Origin of the sequence: Prevotella jejuni (genome assembly GCF_900187995.1) — a bacterium.
In the GTDB taxonomy this organism is placed as follows: domain Bacteria; phylum Bacteroidota; class Bacteroidia; order Bacteroidales; family Bacteroidaceae; genus Prevotella; species Prevotella jejuni.
On the sequence record NZ_FZNZ01000037.1, the window covers coordinates 1 to 17563 of the forward strand.

11 protein-coding genes and 3 pseudogenes are annotated in these 17563 nt (G+C 44.7%); 1 reads left to right on the forward strand and 13 read right to left on the reverse strand.

The window, feature by feature from the left end:
• Window positions 1-373: 373 nt before the first annotated feature.
• A pseudogene (locus tag CHB62_RS12070) lies at window positions 374-1390 on the forward strand (phage integrase SAM-like domain-containing protein); the annotation flags it as partial.
• A 26-nt stretch (window positions 1391-1416) separates the two neighbouring features.
• On the opposite strand, the pseudogene CHB62_RS15495 reads toward CHB62_RS12070, so the two are convergent.
• The 13 genes and pseudogenes from CHB62_RS15495 to lolA2 all read right to left on the reverse strand — a co-directional run bounded on the left by CHB62_RS15495 (window position 1417) and on the right by lolA2 (window position 17559).
• A pseudogene (locus CHB62_RS15495) lies at window positions 1417-2108 on the reverse strand (IS30 family transposase).
• 674 nt (window positions 2109-2782) lie between these two features.
• Window positions 2783-4102 (reverse strand): class I adenylate-forming enzyme family protein, encoded by a 1320-nt coding sequence (locus CHB62_RS12080; protein WP_089367037.1) that lies wholly within the window; start codon window positions 4100-4102, stop codon window positions 2783-2785.
• A complete protein-coding gene (locus CHB62_RS12085) occupies window positions 4092-4322 on the reverse strand; it encodes a phosphopantetheine-binding protein (RefSeq protein WP_009011799.1) in 231 nt (76 codons plus the stop codon). Before CHB62_RS12085 ends, CHB62_RS12080 begins: the two co-directional genes overlap by 11 nt.
• A gap of 9 nt (window positions 4323-4331) precedes the next feature.
• Window positions 4332-5591, reverse strand: a pseudogene (locus CHB62_RS12090) (alpha/beta hydrolase-fold protein).
• Window positions 5592-5606: 15 nt separating this feature from the next.
• The gene (locus CHB62_RS12095) at window positions 5607-9131 is read right to left on the reverse strand and encodes an MMPL family transporter (protein WP_089367038.1); all 3525 of its coding nucleotides are present in this window, start codon (window positions 9129-9131) and stop codon (window positions 5607-5609) included.
• Between the two features lie 2 nt (window positions 9132-9133).
• Window positions 9134-10258: a lysophospholipid acyltransferase family protein gene (locus tag CHB62_RS12100; protein WP_089367039.1), complete on the reverse strand. Its 1125-nt coding sequence runs from the start codon at window positions 10256-10258 to the stop codon at window positions 9134-9136.
• A 224-nt stretch (window positions 10259-10482) separates the two neighbouring features.
• The gene (locus tag CHB62_RS12105) at window positions 10483-11352 is read right to left on the reverse strand and encodes an alpha/beta hydrolase (RefSeq protein ID WP_089367040.1); all 870 of its coding nucleotides are present in this window, start codon (window positions 11350-11352) and stop codon (window positions 10483-10485) included.
• Window positions 11353-11614: 262 nt separating this feature from the next.
• Complete coding sequence (locus CHB62_RS12110) at window positions 11615-13120, reverse strand: phytoene desaturase family protein (RefSeq protein WP_089367041.1); 1506 nt, start codon at window positions 13118-13120, stop codon at window positions 11615-11617.
• Window positions 13117-14619, reverse strand: coding sequence for a phytoene desaturase family protein (locus tag CHB62_RS12115; protein WP_089367042.1), 1503 nt, complete (start codon window positions 14617-14619; stop codon window positions 13117-13119). The genes CHB62_RS12110 and CHB62_RS12115 overlap by 4 nt, the downstream gene beginning before the upstream one ends.
• Entirely contained in the window at window positions 14616-16106 is a 1491-nt protein-coding gene (locus tag CHB62_RS12120) for a 1-acyl-sn-glycerol-3-phosphate acyltransferase (protein ID WP_176414872.1), read from the reverse strand. Before CHB62_RS12120 ends, CHB62_RS12115 begins: the two co-directional genes overlap by 4 nt.
• Entirely contained in the window at window positions 16103-16498 is a 396-nt protein-coding gene (locus CHB62_RS12125) for an ApeI family dehydratase (RefSeq protein ID WP_089367043.1), read from the reverse strand. Before CHB62_RS12125 ends, CHB62_RS12120 begins: the two co-directional genes overlap by 4 nt.
• Complete coding sequence (locus CHB62_RS12130; protein ID WP_089367044.1) at window positions 16482-16961, reverse strand: hypothetical protein; 480 nt, start codon at window positions 16959-16961, stop codon at window positions 16482-16484. The genes CHB62_RS12125 and CHB62_RS12130 overlap by 17 nt, the downstream gene beginning before the upstream one ends.
• On the reverse strand, window positions 16936-17559 hold the full coding sequence (gene lolA2, locus CHB62_RS12135; protein ID WP_009011789.1) for a flexirubin biosynthesis/transport protein LolA2: 624 nt from the start codon (window positions 17557-17559) through the stop codon (window positions 16936-16938). The genes CHB62_RS12130 and lolA2 overlap by 26 nt, the downstream gene beginning before the upstream one ends.
• Window positions 17560-17563: the final 4 nt, after the last annotated feature.

A 17563-nucleotide genomic window follows, 5' to 3' on the forward strand; every position in this document is an offset into this window, starting at 1 on the left:
TCAGAGGGGTGACAGATATTCCTTTCTTTTTATATAGGCTTATGAAATTGTGTGCTTAAGAGAGTAGGCTTGCAACTGGGTTTTAGGACTGACCCGTAAATACTCCCTAAATACTCTACAATGGCTACAATCTGGCTACACTTTTTGAGGTAAAATAAAAATTGTAGCCAAGAGTTCGTACAGAGTACGCATAGAGTACACGCAAATTGCTGTTATTCAAATAAATATGTCGAACTTTGCAGCGTGGTTACAGAAGTTTATCTCGCTAATAATTCAATCTTTTGGCTACAATTCTATTAGAAGCTGGCTACAATTATTGAATTTTGGCTACAACTTTCCTTTCCATGGCTACAATTAAACAACAGCAGCGCAAATGAAAACCATTTTCAGAGCAGTCTTCTATTTAAGAAGCAACTATGTGAACAAGGAGGGTAAAACACCCGTGATGTTGAGAATCTATCTCAACAACGAACGACTTTCCATTGGCTCAACAGGCATAGCCGTTCAGCAGTCGCAATGGGATAGTGAAAAAGAACGACTGAAGGGAAGAACCACAGAGGCTCTTTCTACTAATCTCGAGTTGGATAACATCCAAAGCGGATTGCAGACGATCTTCAAAAAGTTGGAAATGACAGATGCCATTTCTTTAGAACGTATTAAGTCGGAGTATCTCGGCAAGAAAGAAGAGGTAGAAACGATGATGACACTCTTCGATAAGCACAACAAAGATATTGCTAAGCAAGTGGGCATATCTGTAAGTGCTGCCACTTTTCAGAAATATAATGTCTGCAAACGACACTTCACGACTTTCTTGCAGGATAAGTACAAACGTTCGGACATACGCTTGTCTGAGCTCACCTATATCATCATACACGACTTTGATATTTTCCTTCGCACAGTAGTTGGTCAGAACCCGAATACAGCTACCAAGACAATGAAAACTTTCAAGACTATTACGATTTTAGGAAGAAAAATGGGCGTAATTCATCATGATCCTTTTCTTAATCATCGCTTTCACCTTGAGCCTGTCAATCGTGGTTTCTTGACAGATGAAAAGATTTTGAAGATAGCCAATAAGAATCTGGGCATACAACGCTTGGAATTGGTTCGTGACTTATTCGTATTCTCGTGCTTCACAGGCTTGGCGTACATTGATGTGGCTAACCTTACTCCCGAGAACATTGTTACCCTTGATGACAAACAATGGATAATGACAAAACGACAGAAGACGAGTGTTGCAACAAATGTTCTTTTATTGGATATTCCGAAGAATATCATTGAAAAGTATAGTGGCAAGACCTATCGTGATGGTAAACTCTTCCCAATGCTAACCAATCAGCGAACCAATTCATATCTGAAGGAAATTGCAGATATTTGTGGCATTAAAAAGCGTGAATTCAACAAGCAAGTGCAAATTTACTTAATTAGTTCGTAAAAGCAGTCCTGTGGTGTTTTAAAATCTAATTTCTTTCTTGGCCTCATGTTAATTTTCTTTGAATACTTCGTGATTTGTTGCTGGCTGATATGCTCAAAGGTTTCTTTTTTTGGCACGTATTGCCTAATTAGTCCGTTAGCATTTTCTATAGCCCCTTTCTGCCACGAAGCGTATGGGTCAGCAAAATAGATGGTAGCACCAAGGCTTTTAGCTATCATTTCATGACAAGCGAATTCTGTACCATTGTCAATTGTAATAGACTTGACATGCTCTTTGAATGGAGATAGTAAGTATATTACAGTCCGTGCCAGTTCTTTGGCATTTCCCCCTTTTTAAGTTTTCTCATAAACAACATAATATATTTACCGTCCTTAGCCAATACACCAGATATTTATTCTGGAGACCATTGCTCGGTAACAAGAAGGCGTTTCGCTTCTTCCATGACATCCTTGTCAACTGAACGATTGCCTGGCTTTCTGCGCCTTATTTGTACTGCATTTGCTTGAGCAGTTTCCCAATTATAGTGTCTTCTGACTCCACTATTACGTCTTATCTCGCTAGACACTGTACTTGTACTTACATTTATTGCCTCGGTAATCTCTTTTTGTTTCGTTCTATTTTGGAGTAGCACAGAAATTGTGTACCTTTGTTCCGAGGTTAATTGTTTGTACATTGCAATGCAAAATTAATTAATCTTTGGGAGACAGAGGTCTCCTTTTTTTATGCATTGCTCATTGATTTTCCACTCACAGGGGCTGCTCTCCCCCAAGCGCCTCTGTGTTTTCAGGTATAGATTATTAAACTGCATCAGCACTTGGGATTGCAGTTCTATGTTGAACTTGCGTAAAGACACATAACATCAGCTAATTTATATAGACTTCATGAAAATTATCTGCACATTTAAAGGACAGTCCCTCTATAACCCATGAATAATCAATATGTAAACTATTTTCGTCTTGCTTACAACTAACACATGCCCACTAAGCTTTAAGAAGACGCCCTTCTGCATCCAAGAATATGCCCTTCTTGAGGCTTGAAGACGCCCTTCTTGGGTCTTGACAAGGCCCTTTTCTCTTCATAAATACAAACATCTGATTTATAAATAGTTATGAAATCAATTCCTGCAGTTTCTACCTTCTTGATATAAGAACAAACTTGTATTCTTTTGTTGTAGTTTTTCATCACAGATCAAAAGACCTATTAGCTACCACACGCTCTAACAGATAAACACAAAGATACTGTCTTATTCATACGAAAGGAGCGACAAAAGAACTTACAAACACAAGATTTCATAATACAGTTTTGCTAACATTGTGGCAATGGAAAAGACTGAAACGCCAGAAAGCATCAAGTATTTTTTGATGTAATAACGTATGACTTACGATCAATTTTGCCATTGAACGTACGACGGATAGCAGTGGACTCTTCATAGAGGAGTGGCACTTTATAGGCTTCAAGTCTCTCCTTAAGGAACAGAATCAACTGTTTCTTATCGTAATCGGTGTGCGGTACGACTATCAACTTTACCACTGTACCCATCACAGGGTGCTCAGCAGGAACGCAGATACAGTCTTTCACGCCATGAAAAGCCAACGCAGCGTCCTCCACTTCAGACGGTGCCACCTTATATCCACCCACGTTGATGGTGTCATCGCCCCTACCCTGCAGGCGCAAACGCCCTTCATCATCAATGAAACCCAAGTCGGCTGTCGTCACAACACCGTCTTTCAGCACACGCCGCGTAGCCTCTTCGTCCTCCCAATAGCCCGTCATCAGCGTCAATCCCTTGCAGGCAACGTGCCCATCGGGCGTAATGAAGAACTGAGCATGGCGCATAGCCCGTCCCACACAACCAGCAAGACACTCGCCATCGTTGAAGTTATACGTAGAGATAATACCCGTTTCCGTCGAAGCATAAGTATTAAACAGTCTACTCATAGGTAGCAACTCACAGAATTTTCGCATATCCGAGGCAGCCATTGGAGCTGCTCCCGTCTCAATGAAGTCCACCTTCTGAGCAACCTTCTGTAGCTCCTTAGCCCACAGTGCGACGAGCATTCGGATGGCAGCAGGTACAAGAAACGTTGCAATCTTCCCCTCCGTACGGTCTATAACATCGAAGAAAGCTTTGATATCCTTCATTCCGTCGATGATATGGATGGTCCCTCCGACATAAATCGTTGGATAAACCTTCGACAAACTACCGATATGATTTAGCGGACCATTGATGATAAACGTCACATCAGAGCTAAACCCCTGTGAGAAAACAAGGTTTTCAGCGTTCGCCCATATCGTTTGATGACTAATCATCACCGCCTTGGCATTGCCCGTAGTACCCGTAGTAAAAAGGATATCAGCCACCCCTTCAGGTGCAGAACCCCGTGAAAGACGTGCTGAATATTCGTCCAGCTTACTCTTCGGAAGGTCCTTATGCAACGGAACAGCCACTGCTCCAGCCACATGAACAGCAAAATATGTAATGAGAAAGTCGGCTGTTGACGTAGCAATGAGGGGCACCAATCGTCCCTTCACATCCCCCATAGCATCCATTTTCGCCGTCACATCCTGCCACAGTTGCCCATAGGTGTAGGCCACATCACCACAGATAAGTGCCGTCTTATGGGGTTGCTGTTCAGCGTACTGCCGTAGTTTATCCTCAATTTGCATTCTCGCTGAGTTTTGTTTTTACAAGTTCCACCAGACTATCAAGCGACTTGAAGTTCTTTGGTGTCACGTCTTTACGGTCTAATTCAATACCATACATATCCGAAAGTGTCATCAGAATCGTCGTAATTCCAAGCGAATCAAGTTCTTGAAAAAGGAAATCTGAATCGAAATCTACGATTGGCAACACCTCTTCTAATCTCTTACGAATCTCTTCTTTCATATCTTTTACTTATTTATTCGTGAATAATCGAGGGAGAAAGTTTAGTAAGTAACGGCGCCAGTTCTCCCATGTATGACCGCCAGAAGTCTCATTATACATATAGATACAGCCCATTCTCGAGAGTCTTGAACGGTATTTATCAACAAAGGGCTTCAACGGGTCACTCTTACCAATAGCTATATAATAAAGTGCAGGAGGGTTCTGAAACTCCCGTTGCAGCTTCTTGTCGAGGTCCTTATACATGTCAACATCCGTCAGAAGAGGCCGTTTCTCGTCGTATCCCTGCTGCCACAGCGACGGCATTTTAGCCATAAACTTATCCAATCCACGTGTGACTTTATTCAACGACTTGATGTTTCCATCGGTAAGGAAGCTCACAGACTGCGGAGAGAAGAGCCCCACGTAATCGAAAAGGTCGGGATTGTTCGCCGTAATAGCTATTGTGTGTAATCCGCCCATTGACAGTCCGGCTATTGCTCGGTGCTTCTTGTCGTTCAAAGTACGGAACTGGTGCTCAATAAAGGGCATCACCTCCACTGGGAAAGCCCGTTCTGTACGTCCCAACCATGAGGAGACATTCACGTGCAAAGCCTTTGTTTTCATGTAAGGACTGTGCCCTGGAGCAGCGTCCTATTCGGCTATTCCGTTCGGCATGACGACAATCATCGGCACTGTCTTGTGTTGAGCAATCATGTTATCCATGATTTGTGCCAGTCTGCCCATTCCCAACCATGCCAGTTCATCACCTCCTGTACCATGCAGAAGATACAGAACTGGATAACGTTTCTGTGGGTTCTGCTTGTATTCAGCAGGCAGATACACCGACAGTCGGCGCTGTTTCATATTCTTGTCGAACTCCGAATGATACCACAACTGCTGCACCGTACCATGCGGAACATTGTTATCCATGTAGAAAGAACCAGGGTATCCCCCCACAACAAAGTAACTCAACGAGTCGTCAATGTCGCATACCACGTTCGGGTTCAGTGGGTCTGTAACCTTCTTCTTACCACCTATTGCAAAACGATAGGTGTACATCTCCGATGGGAGAGGTGCTGTCCGATAACCCCATGCACCGTCCTTCCCCACCATAGACATAGACTTTGGAAACGAACCTTCTATCGTTACATGCTTCACTTGCTTGTTAACGTAACGGAAAGTGACCGTCCTGTCGGCGTCCACGAACGGCATCTTCTTGTTTGAAACCGTCTGTGCTGACGTCACAAGGGCGGCAAATGAAAGGATGAATGTACATAAAATCTGTTTCATATCACCTGCGTTTTATCATAAACTTATAATCTTTATTCCTGCTTCCCCCGCCTCTTTCATATCCACATGGTCCGTAACCTGAAGGTTATCGGCTATCCCCTTGGCACAATAAGTGAGCAGAGCACGCTTGCTTTCATCCTCCTCCAGCACCGTGACAAGCACTGATGGATGCACCAAAGCATAGAGAAGCGCAAACTCACCATGGTCGTTGTTCTTTATCAAGACGGCAGAAGAGCTCTCGGAAGTGTCTATCCAACGTGTGAAACAGTCGTTTCGCTTGATGTTCTTATGCACCGAACGATAGATTTCCACACCCTTATAGCAATACCGATCCTCAACAAGTGGGGCGAAATAGGTTGCCGTTTCAATCTCACGTGCCAGTCGTTCATACTCCTCTTTATAGAAAGCATGCACACGGGAGGTCATCTCTGAGTAAGTGGTATGCCCATCCTGGCGCACCCGCTCATAGCCTTTTACCATGATAGAGCCCGTGAAAACCTGAAAACTATTGCGTGGTAGAACCACGTTAAGCCCATGAATGATGAACGGTTGGATGTCAAGTCCATAACGTTCTGCGAATAGGAATGCCCCTTTATGGAACCTACTGATGGTTGAACGGTCATTACGTTTACCCTCAGGGAACACCACCAAACTGTAACCGTGGGCTATGTAGTCTCTTACAAGCTCATCATTGATAGCGCTTTTATCGTCTAACGTAATGAAACCGTTCCACTGATAGATCTTTCGGATGACCCTATTACGACTCACCTTACTATTAGAGACGAGGATAGTCTTCGGACTTAACGCCATGAAGACAGCCGAATCGAGCATGGACTGATGGTTACAAACGATGATGGAAGCCGTACCGAAGGTCTCCTTTGTTATCCCTTCAACACGGAATCTGACGCCTGGGATGTGGCGTAAGTCGAACAAGAACAGCCGCTGTTGGTATCTTCTGAACCATAGTCGACGCTTCTCCGACTGCGGCAAAAGCCCAAAGAGAATGAATCCCAACACGTAAACCGTTATCAACTGACTAAAGAAGACGGCGGCACAATAGCCCATCACGGCAAGATTCTTCAGTCTTAGCGGTCGGCGTCTGTATGTTCCACGTGTCTTAACAAGGACGTTAAAGATCAGTGGAGGGAAGATATAAGCCATCAAAACAACGGAGAACATACCCGCAATGGTCACCTCTGCCAGTGAATGGAGTGCTGGATGACGTGCTATGATGAGCGTTCCAATACCGATAAACATTATCAATGCTGAGATAATTATCGAGTGTTTATACGATGCAAGCATCTTTCTTCGATACGCATACTCGTACATTGACCCTTCAGTCATGAAGATCGTATAGTCGTCACCTTGCCCAAATATGAACGTGGCAAGGATGATATTGACAATATTAAACTGCATTCCACACAGTGACATGATACCTAATATCCACAACCAGCTCACTGCCATAGGCACGAAAGAGAGTAAAGCCAGCTCCAGATTATCAAAGGAAAGCCACAAGAAGAGGAACACTATCAGTCCACAAGCAAAGCCAATGTAATTGAAATCACTGGAAAGATGATTAGCAATGGCACTGTTCATGCTCGTAATATCAAAGCTAAAACAGTCCTTATCAGCCAGTTTCGCCTTCACTTGCTGCATATCTTTGTCCTTAACAGAGAGCACATTGACGATGTTATACCGTCCTTCCACCTTGTCAATACTGATGTTTCCTGCGAAAAGGGTCGTTGTCAGCGGCGCGAAATAAGCTGGTTGCTGTGACTGATAACGCTTGTTGAGCAGTGAATAGTAGTCGTTGAAGCTGTCAGGAGCAAAGCCTTCCGCCTGCATGGCACCCCGAAGTGCCGTCGTAAGCTCGGTCTTGTGGCGTTCAATAAAGCTCTCCCACAGAGCCAAACGGCGCTTCTGTTCAGCCTTCGACACGACAAACTGACTACAAGAAGAGTAGTCATGCACCGCCTTTTCACGTACCAATCGGTCCAAAGAGGGCTGCAAACGCTGGCTCTTCTCCAATGCTCCGTCCATTGTAGAGTCACTTGTTACGGCGTAAACCTTCTGATATCCGCCGTTCACTGTCATCATTTTCTGAAAGTAAGCCATGTCTTCTTTCTGCTCATCGGTCATGTAATTGATGTTAGACATGTTTGCATCAAACCGTGTTTGGAAGCTGAAATAGCCGAAAACCAGCGTCAGAACGATGACAATAGCCACGAATACGGGCTTATTCTCCAATGAGATATCACTCAAACGGTCGAGGAAAGTGTGCTTAACCTCCTTTGTTTCCTTCGTGATATGCGGCAGATAAACCAGAACAAAGACGATGGTACCCACCAAAAGGAAGGAGCTGAAGAGTCCTAAGTCCCTTAATGCCACCGACTGTAACGGTACAAGGGCAAGGAAAGCACCAACAGTTGTGACGTTACCCACCAACAACGGCATGACAATCTCACGCAATGCGCGCTTCTTATCAGGTGTATGACTGAGGTGAGCAATGAAGTGTAGCGGATAATTGACGGCTATACCGAGTATAACAGAGCTGATTCCGATGACGATTATAGACACACTGTCATGGAACAAAGCCAACCCTCCCATGGCGAAGAGCCATCCCCAAGCAATAGAAAGGACGATGAGTGAGATGTTCCGAACGCTGCGTAACGTGAAAAGCAACAGCGCCATAATAAGCGTTACGGCAATAATTACCGAGAGGATACTGTCTGATTTGATCTGGGAAGCATTCCCAACGGCTATCACCGGACCGCCAATAATGTGCACATCAAGGTTCTTTGCATGTGCCAGTACCCGTTTCCCACATCCCTGCAGCATGTTAATGAGCTGCGTATTGTTCTCCGTTTCGCTTGCACCATAGGGTGAATCAATCATCACAATGGCACGTTGCATATCTGGAGAGAAGATGTGTCCGTCATAAAGTTCATACTTCAAACCCGTGTCCGAACGCTGAAGTTTCTGCACAACAGGCGTAAAGAGGTTCAGTGGGTCACGTTGTATGTTGTCCGAAAGGATGTCACCAGCAGGGAACATCAGCATCTGCTTGTCTTGCTGAAGCTGCTTGTCAACGTATCCGGGACTACGAAGAGCACTGTCCATACGGGCATAATCATGCTCAGTAAGGAAATATGGGATGTTCTGATAGACGAAATTCGTCACGGAAGTCATCTTCTCCAAGTCCACTTGTGACGTCATGTTCTGCACGATATGCGCCGTATCAGCCCGTTGAACCTCATCAACAAAGGCGTCAACAGCCGTTACCATGGCATCAGCATCCCTCTTTGTCGTGTCCCGATACTGGAAAACGGCAAAGATTTTATTTGCTCCTGATATGTCCTGATACACCTTCAGCGCATTATGATGGTTGCTATCCACGGGTAGAAAGTCGGCAATATCCTCCTTATAGCCCAACTGTAGCACTGAAACAGTCAGCAACAGCGTAACAACAACGAACGAAACCAACCCCACAAGGCGGTGTCGTCTCAGATAATCATATAGCTTCAGTATTGTTTCTGTCATCCTTATTTATTGTTTACCGGGTTCGAATAAATCCCTAGGAATATGTCTTTGAGCTTGTCAATGTCGCAGGTGTCATACTGTTCCAGCGTCTGCAGGCGTTTTAGGAACGCTTCTTTCTCTGCCACGGTGTAGCAGTGTTTGTACTTTGTTGTACCATATCGCAGGTCATAGGCTATGTAATTGTTTGGATAAAGCCTATAAGCAGCACGGATACGACGGTCTATCAGGCGTGCCACCTGCTTGTGATAATCGTTGTTTGTCAGTCCATCAAACTTTGAAAGTTCGGCATAAGAGAGGGGTTCACATAGTTCAAAGTGTACACGTCCCTTCTCTTGTACGATGCCCGTGAGGATGCTATTGAGGTCTTCCCCAGGCTTTTTGGTATATTTAGAGAACTGTGATTCATAGAGTTCGAGCGTCTTAAGCACGTCACAAGGCTCCCACTCGTAAGACACAGCAATAGGCACGATGTGCAAATCATCAATGGCTTTAATCTTATCTTCGGCACATGACATGCAGAACATCTTGATAATACCCTGGTCAGTGACGTCGTTACCATCCTTCGTCCTACCGTTTCGCTGGGCAATCCATGCCGATTCTCCTTTCTCAGAGATGACATAACGAATATAATCAGACAGATGTCGGGAGCTACGATAGAAATCTTTGATGTTGTTTCCAGGCCGTTCTACCTTAAACATCTTGTTACATTTACCGATATCTATCACTAATTGATTAATCATCAGGTTGGCTCCGAAGGTTATTTCAGTTGTTTCAAAGTCCTGCGTAACAAAGTAATACTGCAGCAAACTGGAGTCTAACATGATGTCACGATGGTTAGACACGAAGAGATAGTGCCTCTCCCTGCTCAGTTTGTCAATTCCGGAACACGTGAACTCCTTAATACTGTGCTCTATAACCCGCTCATTGACAATGCGCATCGTCTCCGTTTGGAAATCACGAACAGTCTTGTAGTCTGCAATACGATTGCGAACAGCCTCTAAAGGTTCGTCCGGATAGACGTAAGAGGCAAGGAGTGGGAAGGAAGAACTATTAGCTATGCGTACCATAGCAGCCGGAATCTCCTCTGCATTGTACGGTCGGATGTCATCAAACTGTGTCTTCTCCATTGCTGTATATATCTTTAATTGTTATTTAAAAGGTTGTCTTTCTTATGTGTCCCATACGTATGGAACTATCTGTTCTGCGCCTTTGTAGCTGTCCTTATCACGTCTTTTGCAATGCGTTCTCAGCCTTTTCGCAAAATTACAAGCCGTTTGTAATACTTCTACAAGGCGTCTGTAATCTTATTACAAAGGCTTTGTAATTTCTTGTATTACGGCAGATGACACTGTCAACGACGCTTCTCCAGTCTGTGAAACCACGTTAGGAACGCCTCTTTCCACTGTCGGCACTCTGCCGTTCCCTTATAGTTGGAAGCTCCAAAGCCGTGTCCTCCTGTCTTATACTGTATGTAACGATGGGGCACATGCTGTCGGGTGAGTGCCGAATCGAGCAGTTCTGAATTGTGATAGTGCACGATGGGGTCGTCTTTACAGTTGACCAAGAACACTGGCGGACAGTCTTTCGGCACATGACACTCCAAGGATAGTGAATCGCGCAACTGCTTATTGCGCAACCGACTGTCGCCTAATAGGGCACGACGGGAACGCTTATGGACACAAGGTTCAACCATTGTGACGACAGGATAGACGGGAACGACAAACCACGGGCGCTTCTCTCGGGGTAACAACTCAGCTGCCGACATCACCAGATGACCACCAGCCGAGAAGCCCATAGCTGCCACATGCGAGGCATCAATGCCCATTTCCTCGGCATGTGCCTTGACATATTGCATCGCACGTTGCAAGTCATTGAGTGCATCAGGATATCGATTGCCACGGAAAACATAACGATAAGGAGTCATGAAAGCCCCTACACCTGCCGTCCGATAGTGCAGAACGAAAGCCGAGATACCATTGCGTTGCAGCCACTCGCCCACATCCTTACCCTCAGCCCCCATGTCATGCCACAGATAACTACCACCTGGACAAACAATAACGGCAACATTTCCCTTGCCTTTTGCCAAGTATGGCGTCATCATAACAGTCTTTCCAACCGCCGTTCCTTGCCATATATTGATCCGTTGTGGCTTCTCCTTCTGTGCAAAAGTGCAGAGAGAGAAGAGCAATGCCACCAGGATAAGCGTATAATACTTCTTCATTTCTAACTTTGTTTTGTGGAGTTGACGAGTTGATAGGTAGATGAGTTGACAAGTTATTGGTTAATCTTCTCCAACTTAAATGACACTAATATCCAACCGACTTGATGTATCTCATCCAATCCACTTAGCCGTCATATCCTTTTTATCTCCTCCCACATACAACCGACGTAGCATAATATCCTCCAACTACTTGGCGTATTCCAAGTGTCCACGTCCCTACCCTTTTGGAGAAAGGTTGTAGGTAAATCTGGTTGTAGTTGGACTAAAGCTGTTCGTGAATGGAGTTGAGTCTTCCTATCACATAGTTCCTCCCCAATATCGCCTCAACGGTATTTATTGCCGTAAGAGGTACTCCACAGAAACCAGGAAGGTTGTTATACTGTCCCGTAAGCAGCAGGTTATCAACCTTTGTCACTACTGGTAACTGTGACAGAACAGTGTTCTTATAGTCCTTACTGAAGCCACACATCGTCCCTTCCTTGGCTCCGTAATAGTCACGAATGGTGAGTGGAGATGCCGTATTGACCTTATCCACACAAGCATTGAAGCCCGGATGAATCTCTTCTATGCGTTCAAGGAGTTTCTGCGCCTGCTCTTTCTTCCACAACTCATAGTCTTTTCCTCTTCTGCCGACGGTGGTCTGCGCCCATTTCTCCACCTCATCAAATATCATTGGTGCTGTAATAATCGCCTTATCAGCATATTTTCCTTGATTGTCTTCAGGAGGTGTCATGAAAAGAAAGCCCAACGGCCATGTGTCATGGTGCTCACCAAAGTGCCACACCTTATCATATCGGGTCATATAATACTCTGAATGATTGATGTAAGGGAACGTCTCTGGCTTGAACTTCACATATACCGAGAAGGCTGAATAGGCATTCGGGATGTCGTTAAGCCTGGTCCGATAAGCTTTGGGGAACGCCTTTTCAGACAGCAAAGGAAGTAAAGCACAGGGGTGGATGGCTGAGATATAATGGTCAGCACGGTACTCGTTCCCCTTCGTAGACCGTACATAGTCAACGTGACGGTCGTTTACTTCCACCCATTCTGCACCCTCGTTGCATCTGACCTCGCCTCCTGCCGACTCAATAACAGACACTAACAGCTGTGCAAAGCGGTCGCTCCCCCCCACAAAGCGGCTCGCTCCCTGCATGTAAAGCACACTCACAATAGCATGAACATAGGCAGGTGTTGCGTCAGCCATGCCCCCATAGAGTGGATTCATGTATGCAACGACATTGCGAAGCTTAGGGTTCTGAATGTATTTCGCTATGAAAGCATCAGCAGCAAGGTTGAATTCCTCCGAATGAACAGGGAAGACATCATTGGAAGGACGCAGATAAAAGAGGTCGGTTTCATCCGTCAGACGATATACAGCATCCACGTATGCTTCAAGATTTGTCCGTTCTTCAGGGAAATGTTCAGTCAGAGAACTAACAAAACCCTCCTTACCTTTCTTTATATGATAGGTTGTCTGGTCCTCAGCAAAGTAGAGACTGTCCGTACAATCATCGTCAACGTCACGCAACTGCACCTTGTCTGCAATACCGAGATACTCACAGATACGATAGATATTACCTCCAGGGCGCATCCCACCGATGACATGCATACCCGTATCGAACTTCATTCCAAAGCGTCGAAAGTTTTGAAGTCCACCGCCCGCAGTGTCGTTTTTCTCCAAAACGGTGACCTTAAAACCCTCACGAGAAAGGATAGCACCCGCAAAGAGTCCACCCAGTCCTCCACCAATTATCACAGTTGTCTTCATTCGTTAGCCTCCTTTATCTGTTCATAGATGGTCTTTGCCGTCAACAACTCACTGCAAGTGACAATCGTTCCCACCAAAACGCCTAACATTCCATGGGAATTTATGTTCTGACCAGTGAGGTAAAGATTTGGGACCTTAGTACGTTGTGGAACACGACAAGCACTGCCCAAACTGATATCCTTAGCATTGCCATACATTGAGCCACCCTCCGTCCCAGTGTAATCAAGATAGGTCAGCGGTGTGGAGGTATAGTAATTCTGTATCTGAGTACGTATGTTGGGGAAGTGTTCTTCCAATACATCGATGAGTCGTTCAGCCTTTTCGCGTTTGAAATCCTCATAGTCTTGTCCTCTCCTCCCGACCTTTGTGCCCTTCCATTGCTCCACATCAGCCATCTGCATATAAGAAAGGATGACGCCCGTGGAAGCATATTGCGTGTCGCCTTCTGGACAGAAGTGCATGTAGAGGAAGCCTTTTGGCCAGCTTTCAGGCGAATACCGTTCACAATCCCACGGTGTATCGCCTTGATAACCATAATAATTATAGTTGAGATAAGGGACCGTCTTTTCCTTGAAATGTAGATAAACAGAGAATCCACCCACGGTTTGTGGGATATGATTAATACGTTTGCGGAAGGCAGGACGAATCAGTTTCGTGTCTAACAGTTCCAAGGTACGCATCGGATGGGCATCAGATATGATGATGTCACAGGGCAAAGTGTCTTTTCCATTCACCTCTACTCCAACGGCATGTGTGTCATCACAGATGATACGGGTTACCTTCTTACGGGTCAGGACCTCACCTCCATAACGGTTGATGGTACCCATTAAGGCTGTAGCAATACTGTCACTACCCCCTTTAACACGGAAAGCACTCTGGTTATAGAAGTCCATTATGAAGGCATGTGTGGCAAAAGGCGTCTTGTCTTTCTCTGCTGCATAGAGCGGAAGGTTGCCCACAAGGACCTTAGCCAACAAGGGATCGGTGATTACTTCATCAATAACAGCATTGATAGAACGCAGCTGATACTCCATATTCAATGGCGAATCAGAGTCTGCATACTTAAGAGAATGAAGTGAAGAGGCATTGGCAATCTCCTCAATAAGGTCGTAATAACGAACGAGATTGTCATGCTGGGAAGGGAAATAGTCCGTCAGCTGCTTGAGAAAAGCCTCTCTGCCATTGGCAAAAGCATACTTTTTCCCACCCAATGCCACGATATCATAACCTTGAGGATCAAGCTGTGAGAGCGTCACAGTCTTGTCTATCTCCAAGTAACGCATGAGCTTATCAAGGGTCTGACCATGTGCTGCACTACCTATGAAATGCATTCCTGTCTCGAACTTTGCACCACGGCGGGAGAAACATTGCAGACAACCACCCACCTGAACACCCTGTTCAAGTACAGTAACGTCAAAACCATTCTTTGCAAGGATAGCCCCACAGGACAGTCCACCCAAGCCACTTCCGATGATGATAACCTTCTTCTGCTGTGTCATTGTTCCATTCTGTTAGCTATTTCTTCATACTTCTCTTTGTAACGCTTGCGCATTGTGGAAGCCTGTTGCTTCAGATCACCCATGGCAGAGAGTTCCTCTTGTGTCAGTGGTTTGTCCACTTCAACGAAGAATTTACCCTTATGGAGGTGCCAACCAGTCTTTGGAAGAATTTTACCAGGCCCATAAAGAATCATCGGAAGTATTTCTAAGCCAAACTCACGTGCCATATAGAACGCTCCTTGATGAAACCTTCCGATACGACAATCCTTAGATCTTGTCCCTTCAGGATAGACGGCTATGCTGTAGCCACGCTCTATCAATGAACGTAAATGGGGCATTATCTCATCCAATCCCTCCCTAACAGGTAGATATTCTGCGTTTCGAATGAGTGAACCATAGAAGGGATTGTTCCATACCCAAGCATTGGTGAGGAAGACAATCTTCGGTGTGAAAACCAGCTGGCACATCAAATCAAGATGCGACTGATGGTTACAGATGATAATACGGGGCTTATTGAAGTCGATACCCTCAGCCACCTTATACTCATATTTCGTACCGGGAATACCATGATGAATCATCACAAAGCGTGAAGCATGATAGATAAGCTGATGCAAACGGTAACGACGACATTCGGTCATCTTACCGACTTTCGTATAAATCCATACGAAAGGAGTGAAGACAACCAGCGTGAAAAAGAGGAAAAAGAGTAAGGAGTAAGCTGTACGAAGAAAAGTCATCAGTGTTCGCCACAGTCGTAAGGGAAGTCCATAGACCACTGCCAAGAAACAAAGGACGGTGTTCAGAACACTGATACGTGCAAAATCCTTTCCCGGACGGAAGTGACTTACACGCTCATTGCGTGGCGGATAATAAACCTGTACGGGTATTGGGACAAGCTTGACACCATGCCAAGAGGCAAAGACAAGCAGTTCCAACTCTGCTTCATAGCGTGAAGTGAGCAATGACAGTCCGCACAAACGGTGCAGAGGATAGAGCCTATAACCTGTCTGGGTGTCAGGTAAAGCCCTTCCTGTCTGTACATAAAACCAGAAATTAGAGAACTTATTAGCAAAGGAACTACCCTTGGAGCGGTCGACACCTTCCAACTGTCGGCTACCAATAATCAAGGATTGAGGGTATTCTTGATTGGCTTTCAAGAAGAGTGGGATATCCTCTGGATAGTGTTGTCCATCCCCATCAAGAGTGATAGCATAGGAGAAACCCATTTCTAAAGCCTTTCTGAACCCCATCTTCAAGGCATATCCTTTCCCTCGATTCTGCGGATAGGACACTATCGTTATACCATCAATGGCATCTAAAATGTCGGTAGTACAGTCTGTACACCCATCTGTAACGACAATGACATCGTCACAGTAGAGCAGACTCTTCTCCACTACTGTCTTTATCGTTGTGTCATTGTTATAGGTGGGAATGATAACACAGATACCTCTATTTCGTAATTGTTTCTTCAGTTCCTCATTCATCATACAGTCCTCAATACTAAGGAAATCTTTGCCATAAGCTTCTCTTCTGCGAGTACTATCAACTGTGTTTCAACACTTGCTCCATCCTCTGACATCACCAATTTCTTCACTTGATACGTGAGATGTAATGTTTCACCGGGTGAGATTACAGAAAGGAACTTCACGTTCTTCACCTTTGTAATCATCAACTTACAGGGTGTAGAACACTGCTCAGAGAGTTGTTCTTCAACAAGTTCCTTGCCCATTTGAACGATACATACACCTGGAGTAATAGGTTCACCTGGGAAATGGGCTGCATAGATAACACAAGAAGGGCTTAGCTCGATGGTGTAATTCACAACACGATCTACCTCTTCCTTGCGAATTATCTTATATAAATTATTCTTCAGTTGCATCGTTCTCTCCCTCCTTTATACTGGCATTTTCATCATTACTCATCACTGAAAACTTGTAACTGATGTGATATTTCTCATCTTTATAGGTTGGATTACCCTTCATAAGGTTCTCCATAACATGCTGTAAGTCATTTTTTAGCACACGACGGATATACCATTTATCAAGCATTGCAATGACCTCTATCAACTCTACTTTCTTCGTCTGAGGCTGATAAGTGAACTCTAATGCCGTGATACCAAACTCATTGAACAAGACACCATGATAAACATCTGCCTCACGTACCATGATAGTAATACCGCTGAGATAGCCTTTTGACAGTTCAATCGTAGTAGCATACTTTGTTTTACAGCCTATACTATCCAACAAAGGAGCCTGTTGAACAATAAGACTATCCTGTGCTTGTACCGTCAGAGAAGCGAGGGAAAGCAGAAGAATACTAATTAACAGTAAATACTTTCGCATTAATAGGACTATTTACTTTAACATTCATCATTTCAATAACTGTACAATCGCCACGCTTTTCTATAAGTTCAACCTTGGCAACCATTGCCTTTTGACGGTTGAAATGAAGGATAATCTTCTGAAACATCTGTTGCATCTGCTTCTGCTGTGGATAGAGAGTAGCGACATACTCGGTTGCTGATGAAGAGAGACTAACCTTAAAATCACGTTTGTCATTAAGGGCTTTTCCCACAACACTGTTCATCATTATGCGTGCTATCTCCTTAAAGAACTTACTCTGATTGACGTTGATAACATCATTGCGATTGCCCTTACTGATCAGAACACGTGAGCCATTCAGTACGAAAGCATAGGCATAAGGCGAGGTGTACTCCCAACGGAGTTTATCACTTTGCTGGTAATACATCTTACCACGTGACACCATCTTATCATTCAACATGCGGAGAAACTTCGTCTGAACGAAATCACATTGCATGGTTTTCATACTTGCTGCGGCAGCTTCTATCTGCTGTCTTATCTTTGCTTCACTGACAGCTTGTGCTGAAACAGTCGTCGTGGTGATACAGAACACCACCAAAATTAACAATAACTTTTTCATTTTA